The following is a 24,561-nucleotide window of genomic DNA, read 5'->3' on the forward strand; positions in this document are numbered from 1 at the left end:
CCGATCAACTAACGATAGGTTGAGATAATCGGCTAATAATTCTCACCTATATTTTGGCTAAATAAAGTCAATTTAGCATGATGGAGGATTTTAGATATGAAACCGATAATTCTAATCGCTATCTTAACTCCTTTGTGGTTGACTCCGCCGGCGAAAGCGGAAAATATTACTTGTACCCGACAACGGATTGCAACACATTACTGCAAAGATCATATTAGTCAAGCTCTGAATATTACTCTCGGACAAGCTTCAGATTTAATTAGCAAGTGGCTGGAGGCAAAGCAGACAATATTTGCTCCTCCATTCGATCGCCAATTGCTGGCTAAAATGACTACAGGTATTTTGTATGCCGATACAGTCAAAGGGATAGACTATCTGACAAACAGTAATTCTCAGTACAGATACGGTGTCCAAAAAGTTGAATCCGTCGAACGCTTTGCAGCATCTGGGAACAAAGCCACTATTGAAGTCAGAGTCACCGAAGATGCCACAGTTTACCGAAATGGCCAAGTCGATAGTAGCAGTTTCAATACTAAGCTAGTTCGCTATACTTTAGAGTATTGGGATGGCATCTGGAAAATTGCCGACTCTCAAATTATTAGCCATTAGTCATGGGTTAGTTGTTATTTGTTACTAATTATAATTAGTAATTGCTAATGGTGAGTGGAACTAATGACCAAAGACCCATAAACAAATCACAAATAACAACTCACTAATAAGAACTAACTAATACACATGAATTGCTTTCATCATGTGATATGCAACTAGCAACTGCGTCAAAGCTAGCGGGTAACTTTGCAAAACTTCACCAGTTGTGCCGATCAGTTTGCCAATTTCCGGGTTGCCTTGGGCGGAACAAAATCCCCGCAGGTGTGGCAACTCGCTGCACAAAATCTTTTCTAGTTCGTTTACTTGCTCACTGGTAGCATGGGAGTCTACTTCCAAAACGTCAACAGGTTTGCCCATATCCCGATCGAGTCCCAAGCGAATTGCAGGTTGAAAACTATCGCTGCCTCGACCTAAAATTTCAGTAAAATCAGGGTGAGGAATTGTCGGTCTGAGCACTAAACGGACGCTCAAATTCGATTCATTTTCCGCTTCTGGCGGGTAAAAACTAACTACAACATCTGCAGATTTGCGCTGAGGACGAATGAAGTCTTCAGAGTCCGGTTCCCGTTTTTTTATTTCTGCAAGCACCTGTTCTTCAGTATAACCGCGCTTCATGACATCGCGCTTAACTTTCCACTGACTTCGCAATTCTTCGGGAGGAGCAAGATACACTTTTACGTCGTAAGAATCGCGGATGGTTCGGGTTGCGTAACCCAGCAAACCTTCAACTATTACAAATTTGCTGGGCTTGATGTATTCCGGTGGGTCGAATGTACCTGTGGTGTGGTTATAGATGGGTTTGAGAATTGCTTGTCCGGTACGCAGCAGGCTGAGGTGCTGCTGCATGATGTCGAGGTGATTGCAGTCGGGATGCAATGCTGTGATTCCGATTTCGGCCCGCTGCTTTCTGTCGTAGCGATGATAGTCGTCAGTGCAAATCACAGTGACATTTTCTGGCCCTAATACTTGGGCAATTCCCCGCGTCAGGGTGGTTTTGCCCGCTGCGCTGTCTCCGACAATACCGAGAATAATTGGTCGATCGCTCATTGTTTTTACCCGGACGCACAATAGCAAATTTTGTTGTCAATCTTAAATCTTATCAAAATTGTGTTCGAGCCGATCGCTAGGTTTGACTTGCTTCCCCCAGAGTCTCCCCTATGTGTAAAATTATTGTAAAATTTCTTAATGAAATTCAACAAAGCATACTCAGGGAACATCTCATTGAACGATCGTAATTACCCAATTCTCACTTCCCTGTTTGGCCAATTCCCTGTTTGGCCAATGCCCCATTACCATTCATCGTTTCGTTTGTTGCTGTAAGTTTCCCAATCGTCTTGTTGAGGTGGCTGATACAAGGGTTCGGGTTCTATTTCGGGTTCCAATTCCGCTGACATTTCTAATTCTGGTTCCGATTCCTGCTGATAAATGTTCAGAGGTTCGACAACGCGGGCGATCGCATCTTTGACAAATGCTTTTACAAACTCGTCTTTCCTGTTTAACTGAAACTGCCTTTGCACGACTTCGGCAATGCCGCCGTCGCCCCAATCTTGGTCATGGCGGAAATATTCAATAAAACTTTTACCGGCAATTCTGGTTAAATAAGCAGCACTGACTGCTTGAATTGCTTTGCCCAGTACAAACCCGGCTACGCTTAACTGCAGCGCCCTTGACACTACTTGAATTACGCCTTCAACTATTCCCAAACTTGCTAGGGTTTTTGCTAAAGACAATGCCAATTCTTTCGCGCGATCGATATTTAATTCGCAGCCGTAAATCTTGGCAATTTCTACTACCATTTGAGCGTTAACTGCTGCTGTCGCTAACAAATCCACAACTGGCAAAGGCGTTACGGCAATTACTCCGGCTCCGATCCACTGAAATCGCTCTACTGCTTTATCAGCTTGCCGCCTTCTTTGAGCATCAATTAACTTGCGCGCTTGATCTCCCAAGTGCTGAGATTGCAGCAAAATATTGTCCGCAATTAAGTCTTCGCCTTCTGCTCGCAAAATCGCAGCGACGCGCCGAATTAATGGCATAATATCCGGGTCTGGCTGAAAAATTGTGCCGTCTTCTAGTACAACTTTTTGCGGATTGGCGCTAATGGCTACTACATCCATTGCTGCTACAAAACCTTTGACTCGCTGCCGCAGTCGATCGAGAATTTCATCTCTGTCGGTGTCGGGATAAAGGTCAACTTTATTAAAAACCACGATCGACCTTTTGCCAATTTCCGCCAAAGTCCGCAGCGGTTCGTACTCGGATTTTCGCAAATCGCCGTCCAAAACAAATAAGATCAAATCTGCCCTCGCCGCCAACTGCCTCGCCAATTCTTCTCTGTAAGTCCCCGCTACTCCCGCTTCCAAGATACCTGGGGTATCAGTAATTGCTAATTCTCGATCGATTCCTTTCAATTTCAGAGTGTAAGTTTCCCCAACTTCGGTAGTTCCCATCGGCGCGCCCACCTGTCCCGCCATCCGCCCCACCAGCGCATTCACAGCGGAAGTTTTGCCCGCAGAACCGGTGCCGAAAACAACTACTCGAACGCTGCCGCGAGCCATGCTAGCTTCAATTTCGCGGGCTCTCAACAGCAAAGCTTGCCGCGCTACTTCATCTTGAATGCGATCGACTTGTTGCCGAATTGCTTTGAGATTTTCCGAAGCTGCTTCACTTTTGACAACAGGAACCTTCGGAGTAATCGGTCGTTTTCCCTTAACTTTCTGAGGGCGTTGCAGCAGTCTAAAATAGTAAACCAGCGCAAAAATTAGGGTTCCCAAAAGTACAATTATCAGGAAAATCAGCAAATTAGCCAGCAGCGGAGAAGCAGACCACGCAACTTGACTGTAAAGCCCTGTTAAGGAACTCACCAGCCCAATAATCAGCCCCAGGGCGAGGCAAAAAGCAGCAATTAAGGTTAACAGGCGCGGCAAAGGCATGAGGGGAGTGGCAAATAAAAGGGTTATGCTTTGATTTTTACATTACGGCGATAGTCATCAGTCATTGCAAATCTAAAATCTAAAATCTAAAATCTAAAATGGCGAAGCGCCAGATCGTACTGCGCGAACCCGCAAATCCCGATTCTGTCGCACTGCGGGCGCGATTTGCGGGGTTTTAGTGGTAGCGGGTGCAGATGGAGTGCGATCGCGCCGGAGTCTGCAATTGTAGCTTGCACGAGAACTTAGTAAGTCGGTGGGAAAATTCGCCACCAGTATGTAACAAAAGATTAAGTAGGGTGATTCGAGTTAAATTTAATAGGGTGTGTAAGGTTGTGTACGGTTTTTTATTTAGCTTCTATTCCATGAATTAGCGCAGCAGCAAGCTCTAATTCGGAGTCAAATATTTATTCTGCTAGTTCATCTTTTTTGATGTGTTGCCATTCCCATGCAAAGCAAATTTATTCCTTCTCATTCTCCATAACCATGCCACCGGACTTCATATAAAAACTCCTGCTAATTACGGACAATCGGCAGAGTGAGATGTACCGTTGTTTCCTTTTGATAGATACTGGTAATTGAGAAATCTCCTCCTGCTAGTTCGACAATTTTCTGGACAATTTTTAAGCCGATACCGGTGCCCTGTTGCTCATACTTCTTGCGCTCAAACTGCATGAAGGCACCAATTTTAGCAATTTGCTCCTCTGTCATGCCCTGCCCCGAGTCATGTACAGATAAATGCAGCATCTCCCCTACGACTTGACTACTAACTTTAATGGTTGTCTCTGGTGAGGAGAATTTCATGGCATTATCAATTAATTCATGGAGCATCGTTGATAGATATCGCTCTGATAGAGCGATCTCCGCTTCCTCAAGAGTGAACAACAGATCGTTGCTACGGTTGACCTTCTGAGCCTGGTATTTCAACTCGGTTTCAATGGCGGAAGCTGAAAATTCAGTCCGCGCAGATTCGATCTTGTGCTGTTGACTTGCCGATAGTTCTAATCCTAAATAAATCAGGAATTTTTTCGTTAATGTTTCTAGGCGACGGGCAGAGTCATGTGCCCAGCCTAAGATCTCACGGATTTGGGCGATCTCCATGTCTTCGAGCTCGTCCTTGAGCCACGCGATCGTGCCTAAGATGCCATTGAGGGGCGTATTCAGTTCGTGGGATAGAGTAGAAGCTAAGTTGCCACGCAGCTCATTGAGGGTGCTTTCCAAGAGATTGATGGTATTTTCTTGGATGTGGTATAAGTTCTGGATATTATCATACTGTTGCTTGATTCTGAGCATTGAATGCACGCGAGCACGCAGTTCAATAGCATTTACAGGTTTACTGATGAAGTCGTCTGCTCCGGCAGCTAGACAGTTGGCAAGGTCTGATTTTGAGTTTAATGCTGTCACCATAATGATGGGAACGGCTTGCCATTTTGACATGGCTTTGATTTGCCGACAAATCTCGATGCCGTCTATTCCCGGCATCATCACATCCAGCAAAATAATATCTGGATCAAATAGGTCGAGGGATGCGATCGCTTCTTGCCCGCTGGCAGCGTAATGCAATTGATAATCCTGCTCTGATAACAGGGTTTCAATCACATCAAAGTTATCCGGCTCATCATCCACAATTAAGAGAGAGAATTGAGACATAATTGTCACCCTTTCAATAATGTAAAAAGTTTTATGATATCAATTCCCCTTGCACCGGAATGATTGTTGACTGTTGACTGTAGACGGGGGGGTCGAAAAACTGAATGGTTGAGTGTTAACTGTTGACTCGATTTTATTATTCCGATGCAACCGGAAACGATATGAGTTCATGTGATACTCGTCAGCTATGCTGCCAAAGTGATTTCAAAAATGGCACCTTGTGGTTGGTTGCTTCTGACACCAATTTCGCCCCCATGTGCCTCAACGACCATTTTGCAGAAAGCTAAACCCAACCCTATTTGAGAGACATCTGACATCAAATTTCCAATCTCGTATTTCTCAAAAATCTTGTGCCGCAATGTATCAGGAACACCCGGCCCCAAGTCTATAACCTGGATTTTGGCATTGCCAGATGTGAGGAATTCTACATTCACTATGATTTGACTATTGGCTGGGGAAAACTTAATAGCATTCGAGAGGAGATTATCCAGCGTTCGGTGTATCATGGTGGCATCAACCGAGACTTTCCTACTGGTTTTTCCTGGTAATTGAGCGACCAGCGACTGATTTTTTTTAGCAGCGATAGCTTCAAAGTTTGATATGGCAGACTTTACGAGATCGCACAGATAAATCTCTGTGTAATTGAGACGGGTTTTACCGGATTCTAGTAAAGCAATTTGCAATAAATCATCAATTAATAGCTGTATTGCTTGTGCAGAAGAGTAAAGTCGAGTCAGTTGGGTTTGTAGTTTTTCTCTAGGATACTCTACGCTTTTTAGGAGTTCCAAGCCAAGCAAGATACCAGCCAGGGGATTGCGTAAATCGTGGACTACCATTTTCACCATATCTTCCCGCAATTTGAGTAAGCTTTGCAGGTCGTCATACTGGTGCTTAATTCGCAGCATACAGTGAACTCTGGCACGTAGTTCAATAGCATTTACAGGTTTACTAATGAAGTCGTCAGCGCCGGCAGTCAGACAATGGGCAAGGTCTGATTTTGAGTTTAATGCTGTCACCATCATGATGGGAACGGCTTGCCATTTTGGCATGGCTTTGATTTGGCGACAAACTTCGATGCCATCTATTCCTGGCATCATCACATCCAGCAAAATAAGATCGGGATTAAATATGTCGAGGGATGCGATCGCTTCTTGCCCGCTGGCAGCGTAATGCAATTGATAGTCTTGGTCGCTCAAGAGGGTTTCAATTACATCAAAATTATTGGGATCGTCGTCAATGATTAAAACGGATGGTCTGTTCACGGGTTATCTTTACTTAGAAGCTAAAAGTTGTTGAATAGTGCTTGCCAATTGCTTCAGCTTGACGGGTTTGGTGAGGTAATCATTGGCTCCGGCGGCAAGACAACGATCGCGATCGCCCGTCATGGCTAAGGCAGTTAGGGCAATGATCGGCAGATCAACTAAGTTTGGATCGCAGCGAATACGCTGCATAGCTTCTAGACCATCCATACCAGGCATTTGAATATCCATCAAAATTAGATTGGGGTTTTCAGACTTGGCCAGGGCGATCGCCTCCTCTCCATTCTTAGCCAAGAGAATGCGATAGCCTTTAGCTCTCAGGTAACTCGAAACCGTACTGATATTGGCTTCGTTGTCTTCTGCCAGCAAGATTAAGGGAGAACCTCCCTGCTGTTCGGGCTGGCTGGGTTCGATGCGGGGCTCTGTTTGGGATTCCAGGTCAACAGAGGAGGGCGCACAACCAGTGCAGGGAAGCTCGATCGTGAAGCAACTTCCTACACCCACAGTGCTGGTGAGTCCCACCTGCCCGCCGTGGAGTTCGACGATGCGTTTCACCAGGGCAAGCCCCAAGCCAGTGCCTGTATATTGACGATTCAGGGCGCCATCGATTTGGATAAAGGGCTGAAACAGTTTGTTGATATGTTCTGGGGCAATACCAATACCTGTATCGATGACGGCAATTCGCAGAGTCTCTTTGACCAAAAAATGGGGTGGGGAATCGGCAGAATCTGGGTCTGCCCGGCGCTGTTGACCGCTGACTTCTAGGGTGATGCGTCCTCCGTTAGGAGTGAATTTGACAGCGTTGTTGAGCAGGTTGATCAAGACTTGGCGCATCCGCCGTTCATCAATCAATAAGTCGGGCAGATTGAGTGGCATTTGAATCTCTAGCTGGATGCGTTTTTGCAGGGCTTGTTGTTTGATAAATGCCAGACTGGATTGACAGAGATGATTGATTGAAACTGGGGTGCAATCGAGTTCCATTTGACCCGATTCAATTTTGGCGACATCCAAAATGTCGTTGATTAACTCTAGCAAGTGAGAGCTACTCCGCTCGATGGTTTGTAAAGCTTTGATTTGTTGTTCGTTGACGGTGCCAAATACTTGCTCTTGTAGCCCCTCGCTCATGCCCTGAATGGCATTAAGGGGGGTGCGGAGTTCGTGGCTCATGTTGGCGAGGAATTCGTCTTTGAGACGGGTAGCACGGGCCAGTTCTTCGTTAGAGGCTCCCAGTTGTTGGTTGCGCTCGGTGAGTTGCTGCTGGGCTTGTTGTCGTTCGGTGAGTTCTTGCTGCAACTGCTTAAATAGGCTAGCTTGTTGAATTGCGATCGCCAACTGGTTGGCAATTTGTTGCAGGAGTTGCGCTTCAGACTCTTGCCATACCCGTTGTTCTCGACAGGCATGGACGACTAAAACCCCCCACAGCTTCTTGGTTTGCCCAGGGGCAACCCATCTATGGCTTTCGCTGCTTCGGACTTCTTGCAGGATAGGTGCAACGATTTTGGACTGGATTTGACCAACGCTTGCGTATTCCACCAAGCAATCAGTCCAGATATCGGTCATTACATCGGGGACGATGCGGGGCTTGCCCTGCCAGTACCGGTTGAGGATTTCTGGCGACCACAGTTCGTCCTCCCAGTGATGGTCTTTGAGCGCGGGGAACTCGCTAGAGACAGCTTCTTCAACAATTTGACTTCTGCCATCCCCAAATACCCGGAACACGATGATGCGATCGCCTTGCAAGATTTCTTTGACTTGCTGTGTCACAGTCGCCAAAATTTGGTTAATATCCAACGATTCGCGAATTTGCTGGGCGATTTCTCCCAAAGTTCGTTGCCGTTGCAGTTGTAAAGCGATCGCATTTTCTGTTTGCTTGCGGATAGCCAATTCTGATTGTACCTGTTCGTAGAGGTAAGATTGCTGAATTGCGATCGCTAATTGGTTAGCAATTTGTTTAAGTAAATTGATTTCCCAGTCTTGCCATTGGCGCGGACGATCGCATTGATGAACAATCAGCAACCCCCAGAGGGTTTGATTCTGAATAATTGGAACTACGAGTTTGGCTCTGACCTCGATGTCTGCGAGGAATTCAACCAAGCAGGGTAGGATTGACTCGTTTTCATCTTCGGTATCGTTTAGGGCATAAACTCTTCCTTGGATATAGCGCTCGTAGTTGTCTTCGGGGAAAACCTCTTCTGGGAAGAGGATATCCAGGAGCTTAAGCCTATTTTGCGAAACAGATTCAGCAATGGCAGCCCCGGTTCCTTCAGGAAAAACCCGATAAACCAGCGTTCGGTCTGATTGCAATACCTGATGGATTTCCTCAACAGTGCTATTGAGAATCTCGTCGAGATGCAGAGACGATCGCATCCGTTGAGTAATCGCTCCCAGCAAACGTTCCTGTTTTGCTTGTTGTTGCAATCTCACTTCGGCTTCTTTGCGATCGGTGATATCCTGAAACGTGCCTACCAGACCAATAACATTATCTGAGCAGTCTCGCAGGGGAGCCTTGTGGGTTTCGAGAAATATTTGTTTTCCATTGGGTAGGGTTAGCGTTTCTTCGATTCCTAATATAGGTTCACCCGTTTCCATTAACCGCCGATCCATCGCACAATACTCGTTCGCCTCGACTTCTTCCTGGCAAATATCTAAATCTTTTTTACCTATACTTTCGGTCGTAGATGGCAAGCCTAGAGTTTTGGCAAACTGCTGATTGCATCCTAAAAAAACCGACTCTCGATTCTTCCAAAACACGGCGAGCGGGATGGTATCGAGTACCGTTTGCAGAAACTGCTGAGATTCCTGCAAAGCTTTCTGCGCCTGTTTGCGATCGCTGATGTCTACTAATACACAAATAGTTTGATCCTCTGAGCCTGGAAGAAGTGCGGCTCCGAGCAGGACAGAAATCCGGCTGCCATCCTTACGGTAGTATTCCTTTTCCAAGGACTCGATCTCGCCCTCCTGTGTCAGGCGCTCGAGCGCTAAAAAATCAGCGGGGAGATATTCGGGGGGGGTCATGTCATGCCAATGAATCATCCCAGCATTTAGTTCCTCCCGAGTGTAGCCAACCATCTGTAAGAAGCGATCGTTGGCCTCGGTAATGTTCCCCTGAAAATCGGCAAACATCATGCCGCTCACAGAGGAATCAAACACCCGGCGGAAGCGCATTTCACTGCTTTCCCTGGCGAGTTCAGCTTCTTTGCGATCGCTGATATCCGATAAAATTCCCTGGATGCTAATCAATTCCCCTTCAGCATTTATAACGGGTGTGGCGCTGCTTCTCACCCAGACATAATTGCCATCTCGGTGGCGGTGTCGGAACTCATAATCACTTGACTTTTTACCAAATTTGATATTCTCCCGATAACCCGTAACCACCAAAGGGCGATCGTCTGGATGCACCAGATATATAAACGACTTACCAATCCATGCACTCTCGTCCCAGCCAAACATGGTCTTGAATTGCGGTGACACATAAGTGAGTATGCCATCGGGTTCACATGACCAGATCAAATCATTAGCCCCTTCTACCAGCCGCCGGAATTTAGCTTCACTCTCTGCTAATTCGGCTTCGATCTGTTTGCGATCGCTGATATCCCGGCCTACACAAATCAATAATCCATCGTCTGTGAGGGTCAGGGACAGCCCTTGGGCAAAGGTAGAGCCATCTTTGCGGACGGCGATCGCCTCTCCCTCCCAAGCGCGATCGTACCCCAGCACCGGAAAGACTTCCCGCTCAAACCGTTCTAACTCCTCTGGGGAATACAAAAGTTGCCAGGTTTTGCCCAGCAGTTCTTGGGGATGTTCGTAGCCAAACAATTCTAGATGGGCTTGATTCAAATAGAGGTAGGTATCTGCTTGGAGAATCGCAATGCCCTCGATCGCTGCCTCAATTGCCGCCAGTTGTATTTTTAGGGTTTCTTGGGTTTGTTTGATATCGCTAATATCGGCAAAATAGCCAACAATCTCGGTTGGGCGACCTTGTTCATCTCGCACCAGGCGCATTGCATCCCGTATCCAAACGTAGTAACCATCGCGATGCAAAAATCGATATTCATGCTGATGAGTGTCGTACTCAAAGAGAGCCGATAGATCTGCCAAAACTCTAGGGGCATCTTCTGGGTGAAGATGGTTAATCCAGAAGCTGGGGGTCGATACAACTTCTTCTGGCTTGTAGCCCAAAATAGTTTCGATATTTTTGCTGATGAAGGTTGAGTCATAGTCGCGATAGGGCTTAGAGCTATAGATCATCGCGGGACTGGATGCCAGAAGAAATTCGAGGCGTTCTTTCAACAGGCGATTTTCTCGCTCTGTCTGTTGGCGATCGGTAATGTCTTGGATCAAAGCCAGCGAATAGAGATGTCCATCATCACCCGATAGGACAGAAGTGGAAATGGAGATAGTGCGCCGCTGTCCATCTTGACGCTGGATTTCCCTTTCCACAGCGATCGGCTCCATCTGTTTACAGTTGACGATCGCCTGTTCTGGATCTTCTAGATTCGGGTACCAGGTTTGATACCACCCCAGACGGTTAATTTCTTCTAAGGTGTAACCCGTAATCACTTGCATTTGCTGATTCCAGACTGTGAAGCGGACAAAGGGAAACTCCTCAACTTGATGGAAAACGCACAGCCCTTCTGCCATGTTTTCTACAATTTGTTGACGGAAAGTATTTTCCTGCCGAAGCGTTGCTTCGGCCAACTTGCGATCGGTAATGTCGAAGCGAATGGCTAGATACTGAAAAGGTCGCCCACCATCGTCCACAAAGGGGACGATGGTGGTGGCAACCCAATACAGGCTACCGTTTTTTGCCCGATTGCAAATTTCACCGCGCCAAATCTGACCGCTGTTAATGGTGCGCCACAAGTCTTGGAAAAAAGCAGGGGGATGATAGCCAGAGTTGACAATGCGATGGGTTTGTCCGATCAGTTCATCGCGGGAGTAGCCAGAGACTAAACAGAAGCGATCGTTGACGTAGGTCATCACCCCTTCGCGATCGGTGATGACCACAATGGCAGACTGATCCAAGGCCTGTTTAAAGGCTGATAATTCTTGAATTAACTGCTGTCGTTGGAGTTCAGCCTGTTTGCGTCTGCTAATATCCAAGTTGACCCCAATCATGCTCTGGGGATTGCCTTGAGCATCTCGCAGGACCATACCAAAGGTTTTAATAAAGTGGAGGCTGCCATCGGGATGCAACACTCGAAATTCGGTATTAAATTCTGCCTGTCCTAAGACGGCTTGCTGGAGCAAGGTTTCGGTGGCGGTGCGGTCTTCGGGATGTAGCCGGTTTGCCCAAATGTCGTAAGGCTCAGGGGAATCAGATTGTTTTGTGACACCGTACAGTTGGTACATCCGCTCATCCCAAAAGACGGTGTTCTGTACAATATCGAAGTCCCAACAGCCGATCGCCCCTGATTTGAGAGACAAAGCGAGGCGATCCGATACTTTCTTTAGTTCCGCTTCTGCACGTTTGCGCTCGCTAATATCTTGGGCGATGCCTAAAAAGCCGATAATTTGCTGATTGACATCCTTGAGGGCGGTGATGGATAGCGACATAGGAAATCGACAACCATCTTTGCGGATATAGCTCCACTCTTCTTCGCTGACCAAGCCTTGGCGTGCTTTGGCAACAAGAACCTCAAAGCCGGGAGGAATATTTTGCCCTAGTTGGGCAGATAGTGATGCTGCCCGGTCAATTACCTCCTTTGCATCGTGGAAGAGTGCGGGGGTGGCTTTGCCGATGATTTCTTGAGCACTGTAACCCAGCATCCTTTCGGCTCCAGCATTAAAGGTCTGGATGATGCCAGTTAGGTCAGTGGAGATGAGGGAGTAATCAGTACCATTGAGGATGGCGCGTTGCAGGCTGTTGACTTGGGAAAGCTCTTGGGTGCGTTCTGCGACTTTGGTTTCTAGCTGTTGGTTGAGTTCCTGGAGTTGTTGTTCGGCTTGTTTGCGATCGCTAATGTCTGTAGTAGTTCCTACATACCCGACTACTTGCCCGTCTGCATCCAGTTCGGGAACGGACTGCCCATATACCCAAGTCACAAGACCGTCGGGATGTTGAAAGCGATATTCGAGTTGGAAAGAGCCCTTTTCTTGGATAGATTGCTCCCATTCGGCGATGACCCAATCGCGATCGTCGGGGTGTAGCCCTTGTTGCCATCCTTCCCCGATGGCGGTTCTTGGGGTGAGTCCGCTGATCAGACACCACCAATCGTTAACATAGATGCACTTGCCCGCAGCATCGGCGCGGAAAATCCCCACTGGTACGGCTTCCACTAGGCTGACGTAGCGTTCTTCGCTTTCTTGCAGGCGGACTTCAGTTCGTTTGCGATCGCTAATGTCGGTAATGGTGCCTATATAGCCGCTCTGATGTCCATTGGCATCGAGTTCGGCGACGCACTGCCCATAAACCCACGTTACCGTACCGTCGGGACGTTGAAAGCGATATTCGAGTTCAAAAGAGTGGTTCCCTTGGATAAATTGCTTCCATTCGGCAATGACCCAATCGCGATCGTCGGGGTGCACTCCTTGTTGCCATCCCTGTGCGATAGTGGCTCCTGGTCTGAGTCCGCTGAGCTGAAAGCAGCGATCGTTGACATAGGTGCATAGCCCCTCGGCATCGGTGCGAAAAATCCCCACCGGAGCCGCAGCGGCAAGGGCGGCGTAGCGTTGTTCGCTCTCGATCAGGGTGGCTTCGATCCGCTGTCGCTTTACCAGTTCATTCTGCAATTTTTGCTGGATCGTGGCTTGCCCAAGGGCGATCGCCACCTGTAGAGAAACTTGTCGCAGGAGTTCGATCTCGTCAGTCGTCCAAGAGTGTGCAGTGGCTCGATAACTGGCGATCATTAATCCGCGCAGTTGTTCCTCAATCACGATCGGCACCATCAGCTTGGCGCGAATATCAAACCCCACTAACATTTCCTGATGGCACGGGGTCATTGCTTCGCCGTAGATGTCGTTGATGACGCGAATTCTGCCCTGGCGATAGGGTTCCAGCCATTCGGGGTTCATGCAAGGATCGCGGGCTTCCCTATGGAGCACCGATCGCCCCGTGTCAGTAATCGCTTCCGCAATCACTGTGCCGCTAAAGTCAGGTCGAAACTGGTAAATGATGACGCGATCGCACCCCAGAAGCGAGTGAATTTCCTGCACCGTAGTATGCAGAATATCTGACAAATTCAGGGACGAGCGGATCTGCTCGGCAATGGTATTGAGAAGTTGCTCTCGATCGGCCTTTGCTTTGAGGGCGGCTGTCCGAGCTTCCACCTGCTGCTCGAGCTCAAGGTTGCGATTTGCCAGCAGCGCCACTTTTTCCGCCTCTAGGCGCACCACCTTCTGTTCCCACTTCTGGACCAGTTTGTATAGCTCCAGCGGGTTGAGGGCTTGCAGCAAACTGGTCTGGGTGACGATGCCTAATAGTTCTCCTAGCTCCCCCGTCACCGCCAACCGACGGATCGATCGCTGCTCCATGATCTCCTGCACAGTCCAGAGCGGCTCCTCTGGCTTGACCTTAAAAATCGGCGTACTCATCACCGCCTCAGCTAGACAGGTTTCCAGGTTCAAGCCCAATGTCTGAAATTGCACAATATCCCGCTCGGTGAGAATCCCCACTGGAATTTGTAGCGGTTCAGTAGAGATTCCGCCTGGGTGCACGATCATCACCGAACTGACGCGATGCTCTGCCATAAGTTGGGCGATCGCCAGTAGGGAACAATCCGGCGCAGCACAAATCACTTCGCGGGTCATCACTTCTGCTACGATACGCAACCGCAGCAGGTCGATCGGTCGAGAGGTTTGCCGCAGACTTTCGTGAGTCACTAGGCCAACTAGGCGATCGAGATCGTCGAGGATGGGCAAATGGCGAATCTGGTGCTGCTGGAGCAGGTTAATCGCAAAAAATAAATCGGTGAAGGCGGACTCGCGGAGGGTGACGACGGGGTGTGCCATCACCTCCCGGAGCGCCACATTCTCCAAGGAACGCTGCCCAGCACTCAGCCGCACCACATCTCGCTCGGTCACTACGCCGACCAATTGCTCGTTTTCCACTACCAACACGCAGCTCGATCGCGCCTCTAGGTGGAGGTCGTCGAGTTGACCATCCGCCGTTCTAGGGGTGTTGCAGAGCGATCGCACGCCGCTCATTTGGGCGATCGCATCCATCACCGTCGTATCGGGCGAAACCACCAAGGGTTCCCGGACGATCGCAGTCTTGAGTTCTATTGCAGTGAGAGCCGTAGTACGCATGAACATGAGTTTATAGGGTTTTATTGCTGATTATTTTTTTAAACACTTCGCCTTAAACACATGAGCTGATAACCTAGCCTGGCGTCAGCCATAGTAATGAGAAGAGTTACTTAGCTGCACGACATTCTCTAAATATTATATTTACTTACTGTTGGCTCCTGCATGAAATGAGTTAGGGAAATTCGGCGAATCTAAGGTAACGATATCTTATGAATTTCATGAGATAATAAAAACAGAAAGTAACGCTCTCTTATGAATTTCATGAGATAATAAAAACAGAAAGTAACGCTGTTTCATTACTTTCCTGAAATAATAAAACAAGAAAGTGCCGTAAACCCTTTACGACTATGTTGAAGCTCGGAGAACTCGGCGTAAAGATAAAATTTGTTGACGATTGACGATTACGGTGAATTATAGAGAGCATACAAAACACTCTCCCTCGAAGTGAGAAATTGTGAGGCGTTTAATTACTTTCATGTAGGATTTTTCTGATATGAAGCGTAAAACACTACCAGCAATATCTCGTGTAGTGGGATTAAGCAATAAACAAAAACCCGGGGATTTTCTAAGCGAATTACTTGAAAAGTAGAAGGCTTGATATAGCTAGATTAAACCTTCTTCTACAAGAACGACCAGCATAATAATTTTTTATAATTATTGTTGATAAAGTAGGAAATTAAAAGAAAGGTAATATAACCGATTCTCTAAAACGATGTCAACACTGAAATAGAGTTTTAGTAAGTAGGTGTGAGCAAATAAAACTGTGTTAAATATATAAGTTACTACAGAGAATGTTTCTACTGAGTAAACTAAATATATGGGGGCTATATTAAGGGTATTTTGACTCAAAAGCAAGACAAAAATCTCTGACAATATAGAACGGCGGATGGAACACAAAAACTTAAGTACGCCCGCCCTTGTAGTTAGATTAAATGCACCTGGCTGGTACGTTGGAAAAATAGCTGCTGCGGATTAATTGGACTCCACCCACAGGAAAATAGGTTTTACATAAATGGCAAAAACTGTTAAAGAAAAAGATTTTGTAATTTTGTGACTGCTTTTTAAAACAGAAGTTAAAAGAAGAAAAAATAGAGCTTTTATAAGAAAGCCTCAAAAAAAACTACCTACATACCCCAGTATTTTATTAGATGAACAACTATAAAAAGAGCGTTCTATTCTATTAAGTCACAACTGATTAAAAAAATCATAAAAAAAAGGTTGTTTATTTGCGAACGAGAAAGGAAGAGTCATAAAGGAAACCAAGAATCTGCATTACACCAAATTAAACCAGACCTAGATATGTTGTAATCGGCTGCGTGGGTGGAAGAAATCGGGTGAAAATATTTTGTTCAATCATGGTTTTGTGCAAGGAGTGAACCTGGTTACACTTATTACCAACGAGGGTAGTAAAAACTGCTGAAATAAACGAAACGGCGGAATCGTAGATTATTGTAAGAATTTTATAACATTAAATTAGCTGGATTTGCGGTTTGGTAATTTGGTTTATCGAAAAGTTTATATCAAGCTCATGGAGCAATAAGCCCAAAAACCTGCTAAATTAGACGCTCCAAAATAATCAGCCAAAACAACGGACAATACACCGATATCAAGAATTAAAACTGTTAGTTTAAAAATAAAAAAATAGGGTGTACATATTTTTTATCCAAATATTGTGCCGAAATAAACCCAATTGAATTGGAGTGGCAACTATGAAAAAAGATGAATTAGTGGGAGAGATATTTGACTCGGAGTTAGAAGTCGCCACGCCGTAATTCATGGATTAGAAGTTAGAGGAGAAAGAGGAAACTACCGTACACAACGTGTTAAATTTCACTTTAATCACGCTACTTAATATTTAGTTACATAAAGATTATTTTTCCCGCCTACCTACTTAAGCCACAGCTTATTACTCGACCGAACAGCAGGCTGGCTTATTTGCATCTACTTACTTATTTATTCCGTGATTTATTCGATCGCAAGTCTAGCAATACTTTTTTATTAAGAAAAAAATATGACATTAAGTACACAGAAACCCGGTTTTTTAACACCAGTGCCTGCTGGAAGCTCCGAAAGTAGAAACGAGAAACCGGGTTTCTTAGGCCAGGTAAGAGCATCCTAATTTACAAAAATTATCACATTAAATATCAATGCGGTACTCTCAAATCAGCCGCGAGTTAAGTTAGACTGAATTGTCAGTGCGTGAATTATTCACAGGTTAGCATCTATGCAGCTCAAACATCTGAATCAGCCTTCACAAGAACTCTCTACCTCTTGCGAGCATAACATCAAAGAGACCCAGCCACCAAAGCCCAATTATTTCGCTCACATAGCCCGTTCCTTGGGCAACCTCAGTATTCACGACAAAATCTGCCGTGGGTACGCACTGGCTCTTTGTGTTGCGATTGGGGGAACGACTGTCGGGATGTTGGTGGGCACTCATTACTATCGCAGAATTAACAATCAAGTACACCTCGATCGAGAAACTCAGCTTTTACATAAGTTGCAGGTGGCTTTAGTTCGGACGCAAAACAGCCAAGAGTGGCTGATTTACGGCATCGACAAGCCCCAAATATTTGACAGCAAATACAAACAGCTACAAAAGAATATTTACAGCTTAAAAGAGTTACTATCTGAAGTTAAGAAACCTAAATACCTGAAACAAATAAAAGGGGTAGGTAAATTTAGAAATACTTGCAATTCCCTACTGTCTAATTATATTTATCAACTAGAAATAGTTAATAAAAAAATTAGTCAGTTGCCCAATAACCCCGCTCAACAAAGCGTAAAACGTAAGTTGCTGTCGAATTTCGCTCGAAATAAAACAGGGTTGCAACTAAATACGGCTGTCAATGATATAGCAGCAATTATCGCTCGCGCCCAAGAGCAAGAAGATGCAGGGCGGGAGGATCTGCTGCGAGCCCAGGCGCTGCGGGTGCAAATAATTTTGGGTAGCATGGCACTGTCGATCGTCGTTGCAGCAGTGCTGGCGGGCTTCACCAGTCGGGCGATCGCCAAACCCCTCGCCGCTGTAACTAAAATTGCTCAGCGAGTCACTGAAGAATCTAATTTTCAGTTGCAAGTACCAGTTACCAGCACCGATGAAGTGGGAGTATTAGCAGCTTCGCTGAATCAACTGATTCAGAAAGTAAATCAGTTGCTACAAGAATTGAAATCCGAACAACAAATCCAGATACTTCAAAATGAAAAAATGGCAACTTTGGGGCGGATGTTAGCCGGTGTTGCTCACGAAGTTAACAACCCAATCAATTTTATCTATGCCAATATCGACCCAGCCCGAAATTATGTTGAAGATATTTTAGATTTGCTCAAAACTTACGAAACAGAAATTGCCAACCCGCCTGCCGCAGTGCTGGCGAAAGGCGAAGAAATAGACATCGATTTTCTCAAAGAAGATTTGATCAAAATATTTGACTCAATGCAAGTAGGCGCTGAAAGAGCCAAAGCTATTATTTTAAGTTTGAAAGATTTTTCTCGCCTCGATGAGGCAGCCCCTCATCCCGTCGATTTGCACGCCTGCATAGACAGCAGTTTGCTGATTCTAAACAGCCGAATAAAACAAGGCATTGAAGTGGTGTGCAATTACGGGAACATCCCGAGTATTGAAGGCTATATGGGTTTGCTTTACCAGGTATTTGTGAATCTCCTGAACAATGCACTAGATGCTGTGGAAGAGAAAGCAAACATTGAGAAAACCAGCTCTGAGGAGGCGAAAAAACAATCGGCTTCGGACTCAAGCAAACAAGAAGCACCGAGTTTTTCGCCGAGAATTGTGATTGCTACAGAATACTTGGACGACGACTCAGTGGTAGTGCGAATTTCTGATAACGGTATGGGAATAGCGCCCGAGAGTCAAGAAAAAATGTTTGAAACATTCTTTACTACTAAACCGAGAGGTGTAGGTACTGGTTTGGGATTGGCAATTGGTCGCGAAATTATTGTTAAGAAACACGGGGGAACGATTAACTTTTGGTCGGAGGTAGGAACGGGGACGGAATTTTCGATCGCCCTGCCGATTAAGCATGAAGATTCAATGCCAAATACGCTCTTACAACCTCCAAATGCTCGGGAATCAAATTCCATAGGCAACGAGAAAGTGCCAACCAAGGTTGAAAAAAGAGGAACTGTAAAAACTTAAAAATTATCCGTTTTTATCCCTGTTTGAAAAAAGAATGCAACTGCAAGCAAGCTCTCCACTATGATGTCAGAATTCATTCCACCTCTAAAATCTCAAATCTCAAATCTCAAATGGTATGAGATTTCTTACTGACTGACTGTCGTTATCTCACTTACTGAGTGATAATACCAAAATAAAAACTATTTTCCATAATCTTGAAAAACAGGATTTGCTATAATTTAAAGTTGAGCAATCACTGTACGGAGCGAAAATTATGGGACTATTTGACCAAATTTTGAGCGCGATCGACAATCCCAACCAACAAGCAAGCCCCAATCAGTTGGGCAACATTCTCGGTGCGGTAGAGCAGTTGAGCGGCAACCAGGGCATCGATGCGGGTACGACTCAGCTAGCAATGTCGGTTTTGGGCGGACACGTGCGATCGGCATTGCAAAACGTGCGATCGCAGTCAGGAGACGCACAAGCTCAACAACTTGTCAACCAATTTAGCGGCACAAATCCCAATCCGCAAGCGGTACAGAGTTTGTTCGGAGTCGGTCAACTGACGCAGATAGTGAATGATATCGCCCACAGAACCGGTTTGAATAACGCCACAGTGCAGGCGATGATACCTGTTTTGGTGCCGCTGGTGCTGAATTTGCTAAAAACCGGCAGCAACGCCCAAAACCCAGCCCAAGGCAGCAATCCTGTTTTGAATACATTTTTAGATTCAGATGGAGACGGCGACGTAGATATTACTGACGCCATGTCGATGGCAGGCCGCTTTTTGAATCAGCGCAGTTAATTTGAGAATTTTTTAACCGCAGATATCAGCGGATGAACACAGATGAACGCAGATAAAATTCCATCTGCGTTCATCTGCGTTTATCTGCCTTCATCTGCGGTTAAAAAAATTCCTACTTTAACCCAAACCTAAATCAGTCACAGCACCGACACTGCTAGAAGAAACCAACTTAGCGTATTTAGCCAAAACGCCCTTAGTATAGCGCGGTTTAGGAGGCTGCCAAAGAGCCCGCCGCTGCTCCAATTCTGCATCAGAAACATTGAGCTGCAACAAGCGATTTTGAGCATCAATTGTAATCGAATCGCCCTCTTGTACCAGAGCAATTGTCCCGCCAACTTGCGCTTCGGGTGCAACGTGACCGACAACCATGCCGTAAGTTCCGCCAGAGAAGCGGCCGTCAGTAATTAACCCTACAGAATCGCCCAAACCTGCGCCAATAATTGCCGAAGTTGGTGCTAACATTTCGCGCATTCCCGGCCCGCCTTTAGGCCCTTCGTAGCGGATGATAATCACATCTCCGGCTTGAATTTTGCCGGCTAAAATTGCCTCCAAACAATTTTCTTCCGATTCAAATACCCGCGCCGGGCCGGTAATTTGCGGTTTCTTAACGCCAGTAATTTTAGCAACTGCTCCTTCTGTTGCCAGATTTCCCCTGAGAATTGCTAAATGTCCTTGGGCGTAAATCGGCTTGTTCCAAGGGCGGATGACATCTTGGTCGGTGCGGGGTTCGGCTGGAATATCTGCCAACACTTCCGCAACAGTTTGACCGGTAATAGTCAGCGCGTCTCCATGCAGCAAACCCTGTTCTAGCAGGATTTTCATTACTTGGGGAATGCCGCCGGCTTTGTGCAAATCGGTTGCTACGTATTTGCCGCTGGGTTTGAGGTCGCACAGCACCGGCACTTTCGCTCTAATAGTTTCAAAATCGTCGAGGGACAACTCAACGCCGATCGCATTGGAAATGGCTAATAAATGCAGCACAGCATTGGTTGAACCGCCGACTGCCATGATTACCGCGATCGCATTTTCAAAGGCCTTGCGAGTCAAAATTTGGCTCGGTAACAACTGTTTGCGGATCGCTTCCACCACCACTTTTGCAGATTCGGCAGCGCTGTCAGCTTTTTCGGCATCCTCAGCAGCCATTGTCGAAGAATAAGGCAAACTCATGCCCATCGCTTCAAAAGCACTCGACATCGTATTTGCTGTGAACATTCCGCCGCAAGAACCCGCACCCGGACAAGCATTCTGTTCCACTGCATTGAGTTCTGTTTGGTCAATTTTGCCTGCGCTGAATTGACCGACTGCTTCAAAAGCGCTGACAACGGTTAAATCGCGTCCGTTGTGGTGTCCTGGTTTGATCGTGCCACCGTAAACAAAAATAGCAGGAATGTTCATGCGGGCGATCGCAATCATCGCCCCCGGCATATTTTTATCGCAACCGCCGACAGCCAGCAACCCGTCCATACTTTGGCCGTTGCAAACAGTTTCTATCGAATCAGCAATTACATCTCTCGACACCAGAGAATATTTCATCCCTTCTGTTCCCATCGAGATCCCGTCGCTGATAGTAATCGTACCGAACATCTGTGGCATCGCCCCAGCTTCCTTTGCACCCGCAATAGCCCGCAAAGCGAGGTCGTTCAATCCCATATTGCAGGGCGTAATCGTGCTGTACCCGTTGGCAATCCCCACAATCGGCTTAGTGAAATCGCCGTCACCAAAACCGACTGCCCGCAGCATTGCTCGGTTGGGCGCGCGCTGCACGCCCCCAGTCACAGCTTGGCTTCTCAAATTTTCAGGCATTTTAAAATTTCCTTTGTCTGTTGACAGTTGACAGTTGACAGTTGACAGTTGACAGTTGTCAGTTGTCAACTGCCAGCTCGCCCAAAAACGAATACAAGTTTCCGATAATCGTCGTGGTGAGCCCATAATTTTAGACCAAAGTTCCGGCTCCCAGATGAATCTGTGGAGCAAATCTAAAATCTAAAATCTAAACTCGACTGACTCAGTGCCGAGCGCCGAGAGTTTTACCCTATTGTTGATTTTCTCAGAAGCTTTGATATTTGTCAGACCTTTTAGGAGGCAGTGGCACAGCAGTGTCCGGAAAGCCGTGCAAAGATTCTACAGATAGTACAGCGTGCAGAGTGAATACCGTAGTTATCTGGGATGATGTGGTAACACCCATCACTCTAACGTTTAAAAAAAATTGCGAGGCGAATGACATGGAGGCCGATCGAATTCTGAGGCAATATGCGGCCGGAGAAAGAAATTTTCGAGAGATTAACCTCGTCGGGGCCGACTTAAAAGGGGTAAACCTCAGCGAGGCTAACTTTACCAGAGCGAATTTCCAAGACGCAAACCTCAAAGGCGCTAACCTGACGGGAGCGAACTTGCGCGAGGTGAAATTGGCAGGGGTGGACTTGACGGAAGCCAACCTCAGCGAAGCAAATCTCATCGGTACCGATTTGAGCCGCGCCAATCTCAGCGGGGCTAACCTGATGGGAGCCAACCTGCGCGGATCAATGGCGAGAGAAGTCAACATGACCAAGGCTAATTTGACCGAAGCTAATTTGACCGAAGCCAACTTTACCGAAGCGAATTTGTTTGCGGCCAACTTAACCGACGCTAGCATGATTCGTATTAATTTGATGAAGGCAAATTTGAGTTGGTCAACTCTCAAAGCGGTAAACCTGACAAATGCCATCCTCAGCGAGTCGCTTTTAGAAAGAGCTAATCTGAATCAGGCAATTCTCAGCGGGGCGATGGTGAGCGGGGCAAACTTGGCTGGTGCAGACTTGCGCCAAGTAACGATGGTTGGAGCTAATCTCACGGACGCTAATCTGAGCAATGCTAATTTGAGAGTTGCTAATGTGAGTTGGTCTACGCTGGCAAGAGCTAATTTGAGCGGTGCTAATTTGTACCGGGCAAAGCTGTGCTGGTCTAATTTCAGCGGGGCTGTTTTGGTGGAAGCGGTTTTGATTGATGCTAATCTCAATCGAACTAACTTCCGCGATGCCGATTTGAGGCGGGCAATTATGCCGGACGGCACAACTAATGATTCTTAAAATTTGATTGTTGACTGTTAACTGTTGACTGTGGACTGTTGACTGTTGATTGTTGACTGTGGACTGTTAACTTTTGACTAATGACTAATGACTATCACTGAATTATTGATGTTGGGTGCGGCGGGAGTTTTTGCCGGAATTCTAGCTGGATTTTTGGGTATCGGTGGCGGTACGGTTCTCGTGCCTTTGTTGGTGGCTCTCAATTACGCCCCCGTGGAAGCGGTTGCTACTAGCGGTTTGTCGATCGTCATTACAGCTATTTCTGGCAGCATCCAGAATTGGCGCATGGGCTACCTCAGCTTGAGCCAAGTCGCAGGCATCGGATTTCCCGCCGTCATCACAGCACAAATCGGTGCTTATTTGGCGGGGATATTTCCGCCTTACTTGCTGTTACTTACTTTTGGGCTGTTGCTGTGGCTGAATATTTATTTGATTGAAGTTCGCAAGCACCTGACAGCTAAGAAGAAAGCGGAACTAGAACAAGAGGAACTGGGAGGACAAGCGGGACAAGGAGAAAATGCTCAATTACCAATTACCAATCACGAATTACCCAATAATTCAAATATTTTATTTCATCCAACTTTTGCTAAAATTGCTACCGGCAGTGCGGCGGGTTTATTAGCCGGTTTGTTCGGCGTAGGCGGCGGCGTAATTATGGTTCCCCTGCAAATTTTGCTGTTAGGAGAAAGCATTAAAACCGCAATTCAAACCAGCTTGGGCGTCATAGTCATCACGGCAATTTCGGCGACGGCGGGACACGCGGCGCGCGGGAATGTTTTGTGGGTTGTGGGGTTAATTCTTGGCGGCGGCGGTTTGTTGGGCGCGCAGGTGAGCACGCGGTTTTTGCCGAGATTGCCCGATCGTATTGTTAGTTTAGCTTTTCGATCGCTCTTGGCAGTGTTATCGATTTATGTTTTCTGGCAAGCTTGGCAAAAATTTAGTAACGGGTAATGGGTAATTGGTAAGGTGCGCGGCAGAAGAACCCCCTACGAAAGAATGCGGGAAGATGCCCGCGCTGCACCCTACGAAAAACGAATAAGTAAGACTAATTTGCTGATAGTTTCTTCACGGCGCGAGTCAGACGCTGCAAATAAGGCTTGACAATTTCTTGATTTTGTCTCTGCAACTCGGACACTTGCTGCTGCAAATGCTGTATCTCGGTTTGCAGCATCCCTGCATCTATTGTGGGTCGATCGAGCAAGTCCTGCAATTGCTTGAGAGAACCTTGGATGGTATCGAAGTCTACTTCGTTCGATCGCTCCTGTAACTGAGCCGTAATAGTTTTAACTTCAGTTAACTTTTCGCCCATCAATAAAAATCGGACGTTGACATTTTCCCAATCATGCTCTCTCAGGGCGCTAGTTTCCAAAATGCGGAGTTTTTGCTGCAAATCGGAGAGGATCGTGTAGAGTTCCTGAGAATCAGCAGGCAGCGCCTGGGCTTGGCGTTCGAGGGAGGCTACGGCAGCTTGTACCTCGGCGATGGCCCCGGATTCCAAGCCCTGGAGTTTCTGCTGCAAGTCAGAGACGGCGGTGTAGAGTTCCGCAGGTTCTCCAGGTAGTATCTGAACTTGCTGCGATCGACGTTCTACTGCGGCCTGTAAGTCCGTAATCGCAGAATTTGCCTTTTGTTGCATTTGTTGCTCGAAACGCTGGCGATTGGCGAGATTTATCGAGAGTGCTGCGGTTAAGGGGGCGGCAGCGTAGACAATTTGGCCCGACAATCCTGCAGCAATCGTGCCAATCGCTGAACCAGCAACAGAGGCGTATTCTACCAATTCTAGCCAGTCCGGCTGGTTCGGGGCACTTCTCAAAGCTGGGAATGATGCTTTTTCAATCTTCTGCATAGCCTTTTAGTCGTA

Annotated in this window: 12 protein-coding genes; 5 read left to right on the forward strand and 7 right to left on the reverse strand. The window is 46.6% G+C overall.

The features are described from left to right. The first annotated feature begins 96 nt into the window (after positions 1-96). A complete protein-coding gene (locus tag QUB25_RS05370; RefSeq protein ID WP_333182278.1) occupies positions 97-609 on the forward strand; it encodes an ARC6/PARC6 family protein in 513 nt (170 codons plus the stop codon). A 117-nt stretch (positions 610-726) separates the two neighbouring features. Here the strand turns inward: QUB25_RS05370 and QUB25_RS05375 are convergent, their stop codons facing one another. The 5 genes from QUB25_RS05375 to QUB25_RS05395 all read right to left on the reverse strand — a co-directional run bounded on the left by QUB25_RS05375 (position 727) and on the right by QUB25_RS05395 (position 14,701). Further along, complete coding sequence (locus tag QUB25_RS05375) at positions 727-1,656, reverse strand: phosphoribulokinase (RefSeq protein WP_333182279.1); 930 nt, start codon at positions 1,654-1,656, stop codon at positions 727-729. Between the two features lie 242 nt (positions 1,657-1,898). Beyond that, the gene (locus tag QUB25_RS05380) at positions 1,899-3,542 is read right to left on the reverse strand and encodes a GTP-binding protein (protein WP_333060186.1); all 1,644 of its coding nucleotides are present in this window, start codon (positions 3,540-3,542) and stop codon (positions 1,899-1,901) included. A gap of 513 nt (positions 3,543-4,055) precedes the next feature. After that, positions 4,056-5,189, reverse strand: a complete 1,134-nt coding sequence (locus tag QUB25_RS05385) for a hybrid sensor histidine kinase/response regulator (RefSeq protein ID WP_333182280.1) — start codon at positions 5,187-5,189, stop codon at positions 4,056-4,058. A 185-nt stretch (positions 5,190-5,374) separates the two neighbouring features. Then, positions 5,375-6,451 (reverse strand): hybrid sensor histidine kinase/response regulator, encoded by a 1,077-nt coding sequence (locus QUB25_RS05390; RefSeq protein ID WP_333182281.1) that lies wholly within the window; start codon positions 6,449-6,451, stop codon positions 5,375-5,377. 9 nt (positions 6,452-6,460) lie between these two features. Then, the gene (locus QUB25_RS05395) at positions 6,461-14,701 is read right to left on the reverse strand and encodes a PAS domain S-box protein (protein ID WP_333182282.1); all 8,241 of its coding nucleotides are present in this window, start codon (positions 14,699-14,701) and stop codon (positions 6,461-6,463) included. A gap of 2,218 nt (positions 14,702-16,919) precedes the next feature. Between QUB25_RS05395 and QUB25_RS05400 the strand changes: the two genes are divergently transcribed. Then, entirely contained in the window at positions 16,920-18,851 is a 1,932-nt protein-coding gene (locus QUB25_RS05400) for an ATP-binding protein (protein WP_333182283.1), read from the forward strand. 253 nt (positions 18,852-19,104) lie between these two features. Further along, positions 19,105-19,635, forward strand: a complete 531-nt coding sequence (locus QUB25_RS05405; protein WP_333182284.1) for a hypothetical protein — start codon at positions 19,105-19,107, stop codon at positions 19,633-19,635. A 117-nt stretch (positions 19,636-19,752) separates the two neighbouring features. On the opposite strand, the gene ilvD is transcribed toward QUB25_RS05405, so the two are convergent. After that, positions 19,753-21,438 (reverse strand): dihydroxy-acid dehydratase, encoded by a 1,686-nt coding sequence (ilvD, locus tag QUB25_RS05410; protein ID WP_333182285.1) that lies wholly within the window; start codon positions 21,436-21,438, stop codon positions 19,753-19,755. A gap of 419 nt (positions 21,439-21,857) precedes the next feature. Here ilvD and QUB25_RS05415 point away from each other — a divergent pair, with 419 nt between their 5' ends. Both QUB25_RS05415 and QUB25_RS05420 read left to right on the forward strand, forming a co-directional pair. Beyond that, positions 21,858-22,700 carry a pentapeptide repeat-containing protein gene (locus tag QUB25_RS05415; protein WP_333035969.1) on the forward strand — a complete coding sequence of 281 codons (843 nt, stop codon included), beginning with the start codon at positions 21,858-21,860 and terminating at the stop codon, positions 22,698-22,700. Positions 22,701-22,787: 87 nt separating this feature from the next. Next, complete coding sequence (locus QUB25_RS05420) at positions 22,788-23,651, forward strand: sulfite exporter TauE/SafE family protein (RefSeq protein ID WP_333182286.1); 864 nt, start codon at positions 22,788-22,790, stop codon at positions 23,649-23,651. 94 nt (positions 23,652-23,745) lie between these two features. Here QUB25_RS05420 and QUB25_RS05425 read toward each other — a convergent pair whose 3' ends face one another. Continuing rightward, complete coding sequence (locus tag QUB25_RS05425; protein WP_333182287.1) at positions 23,746-24,546, reverse strand: hypothetical protein; 801 nt, start codon at positions 24,544-24,546, stop codon at positions 23,746-23,748. Positions 24,547-24,561 lie beyond the last annotated feature (15 nt).

This window comes from Microcoleus sp. B3-D7, from assembly GCF_036705305.1.
GTDB lineage: Bacteria > Cyanobacteriota > Cyanobacteriia > Cyanobacteriales > Microcoleaceae > Microcoleus.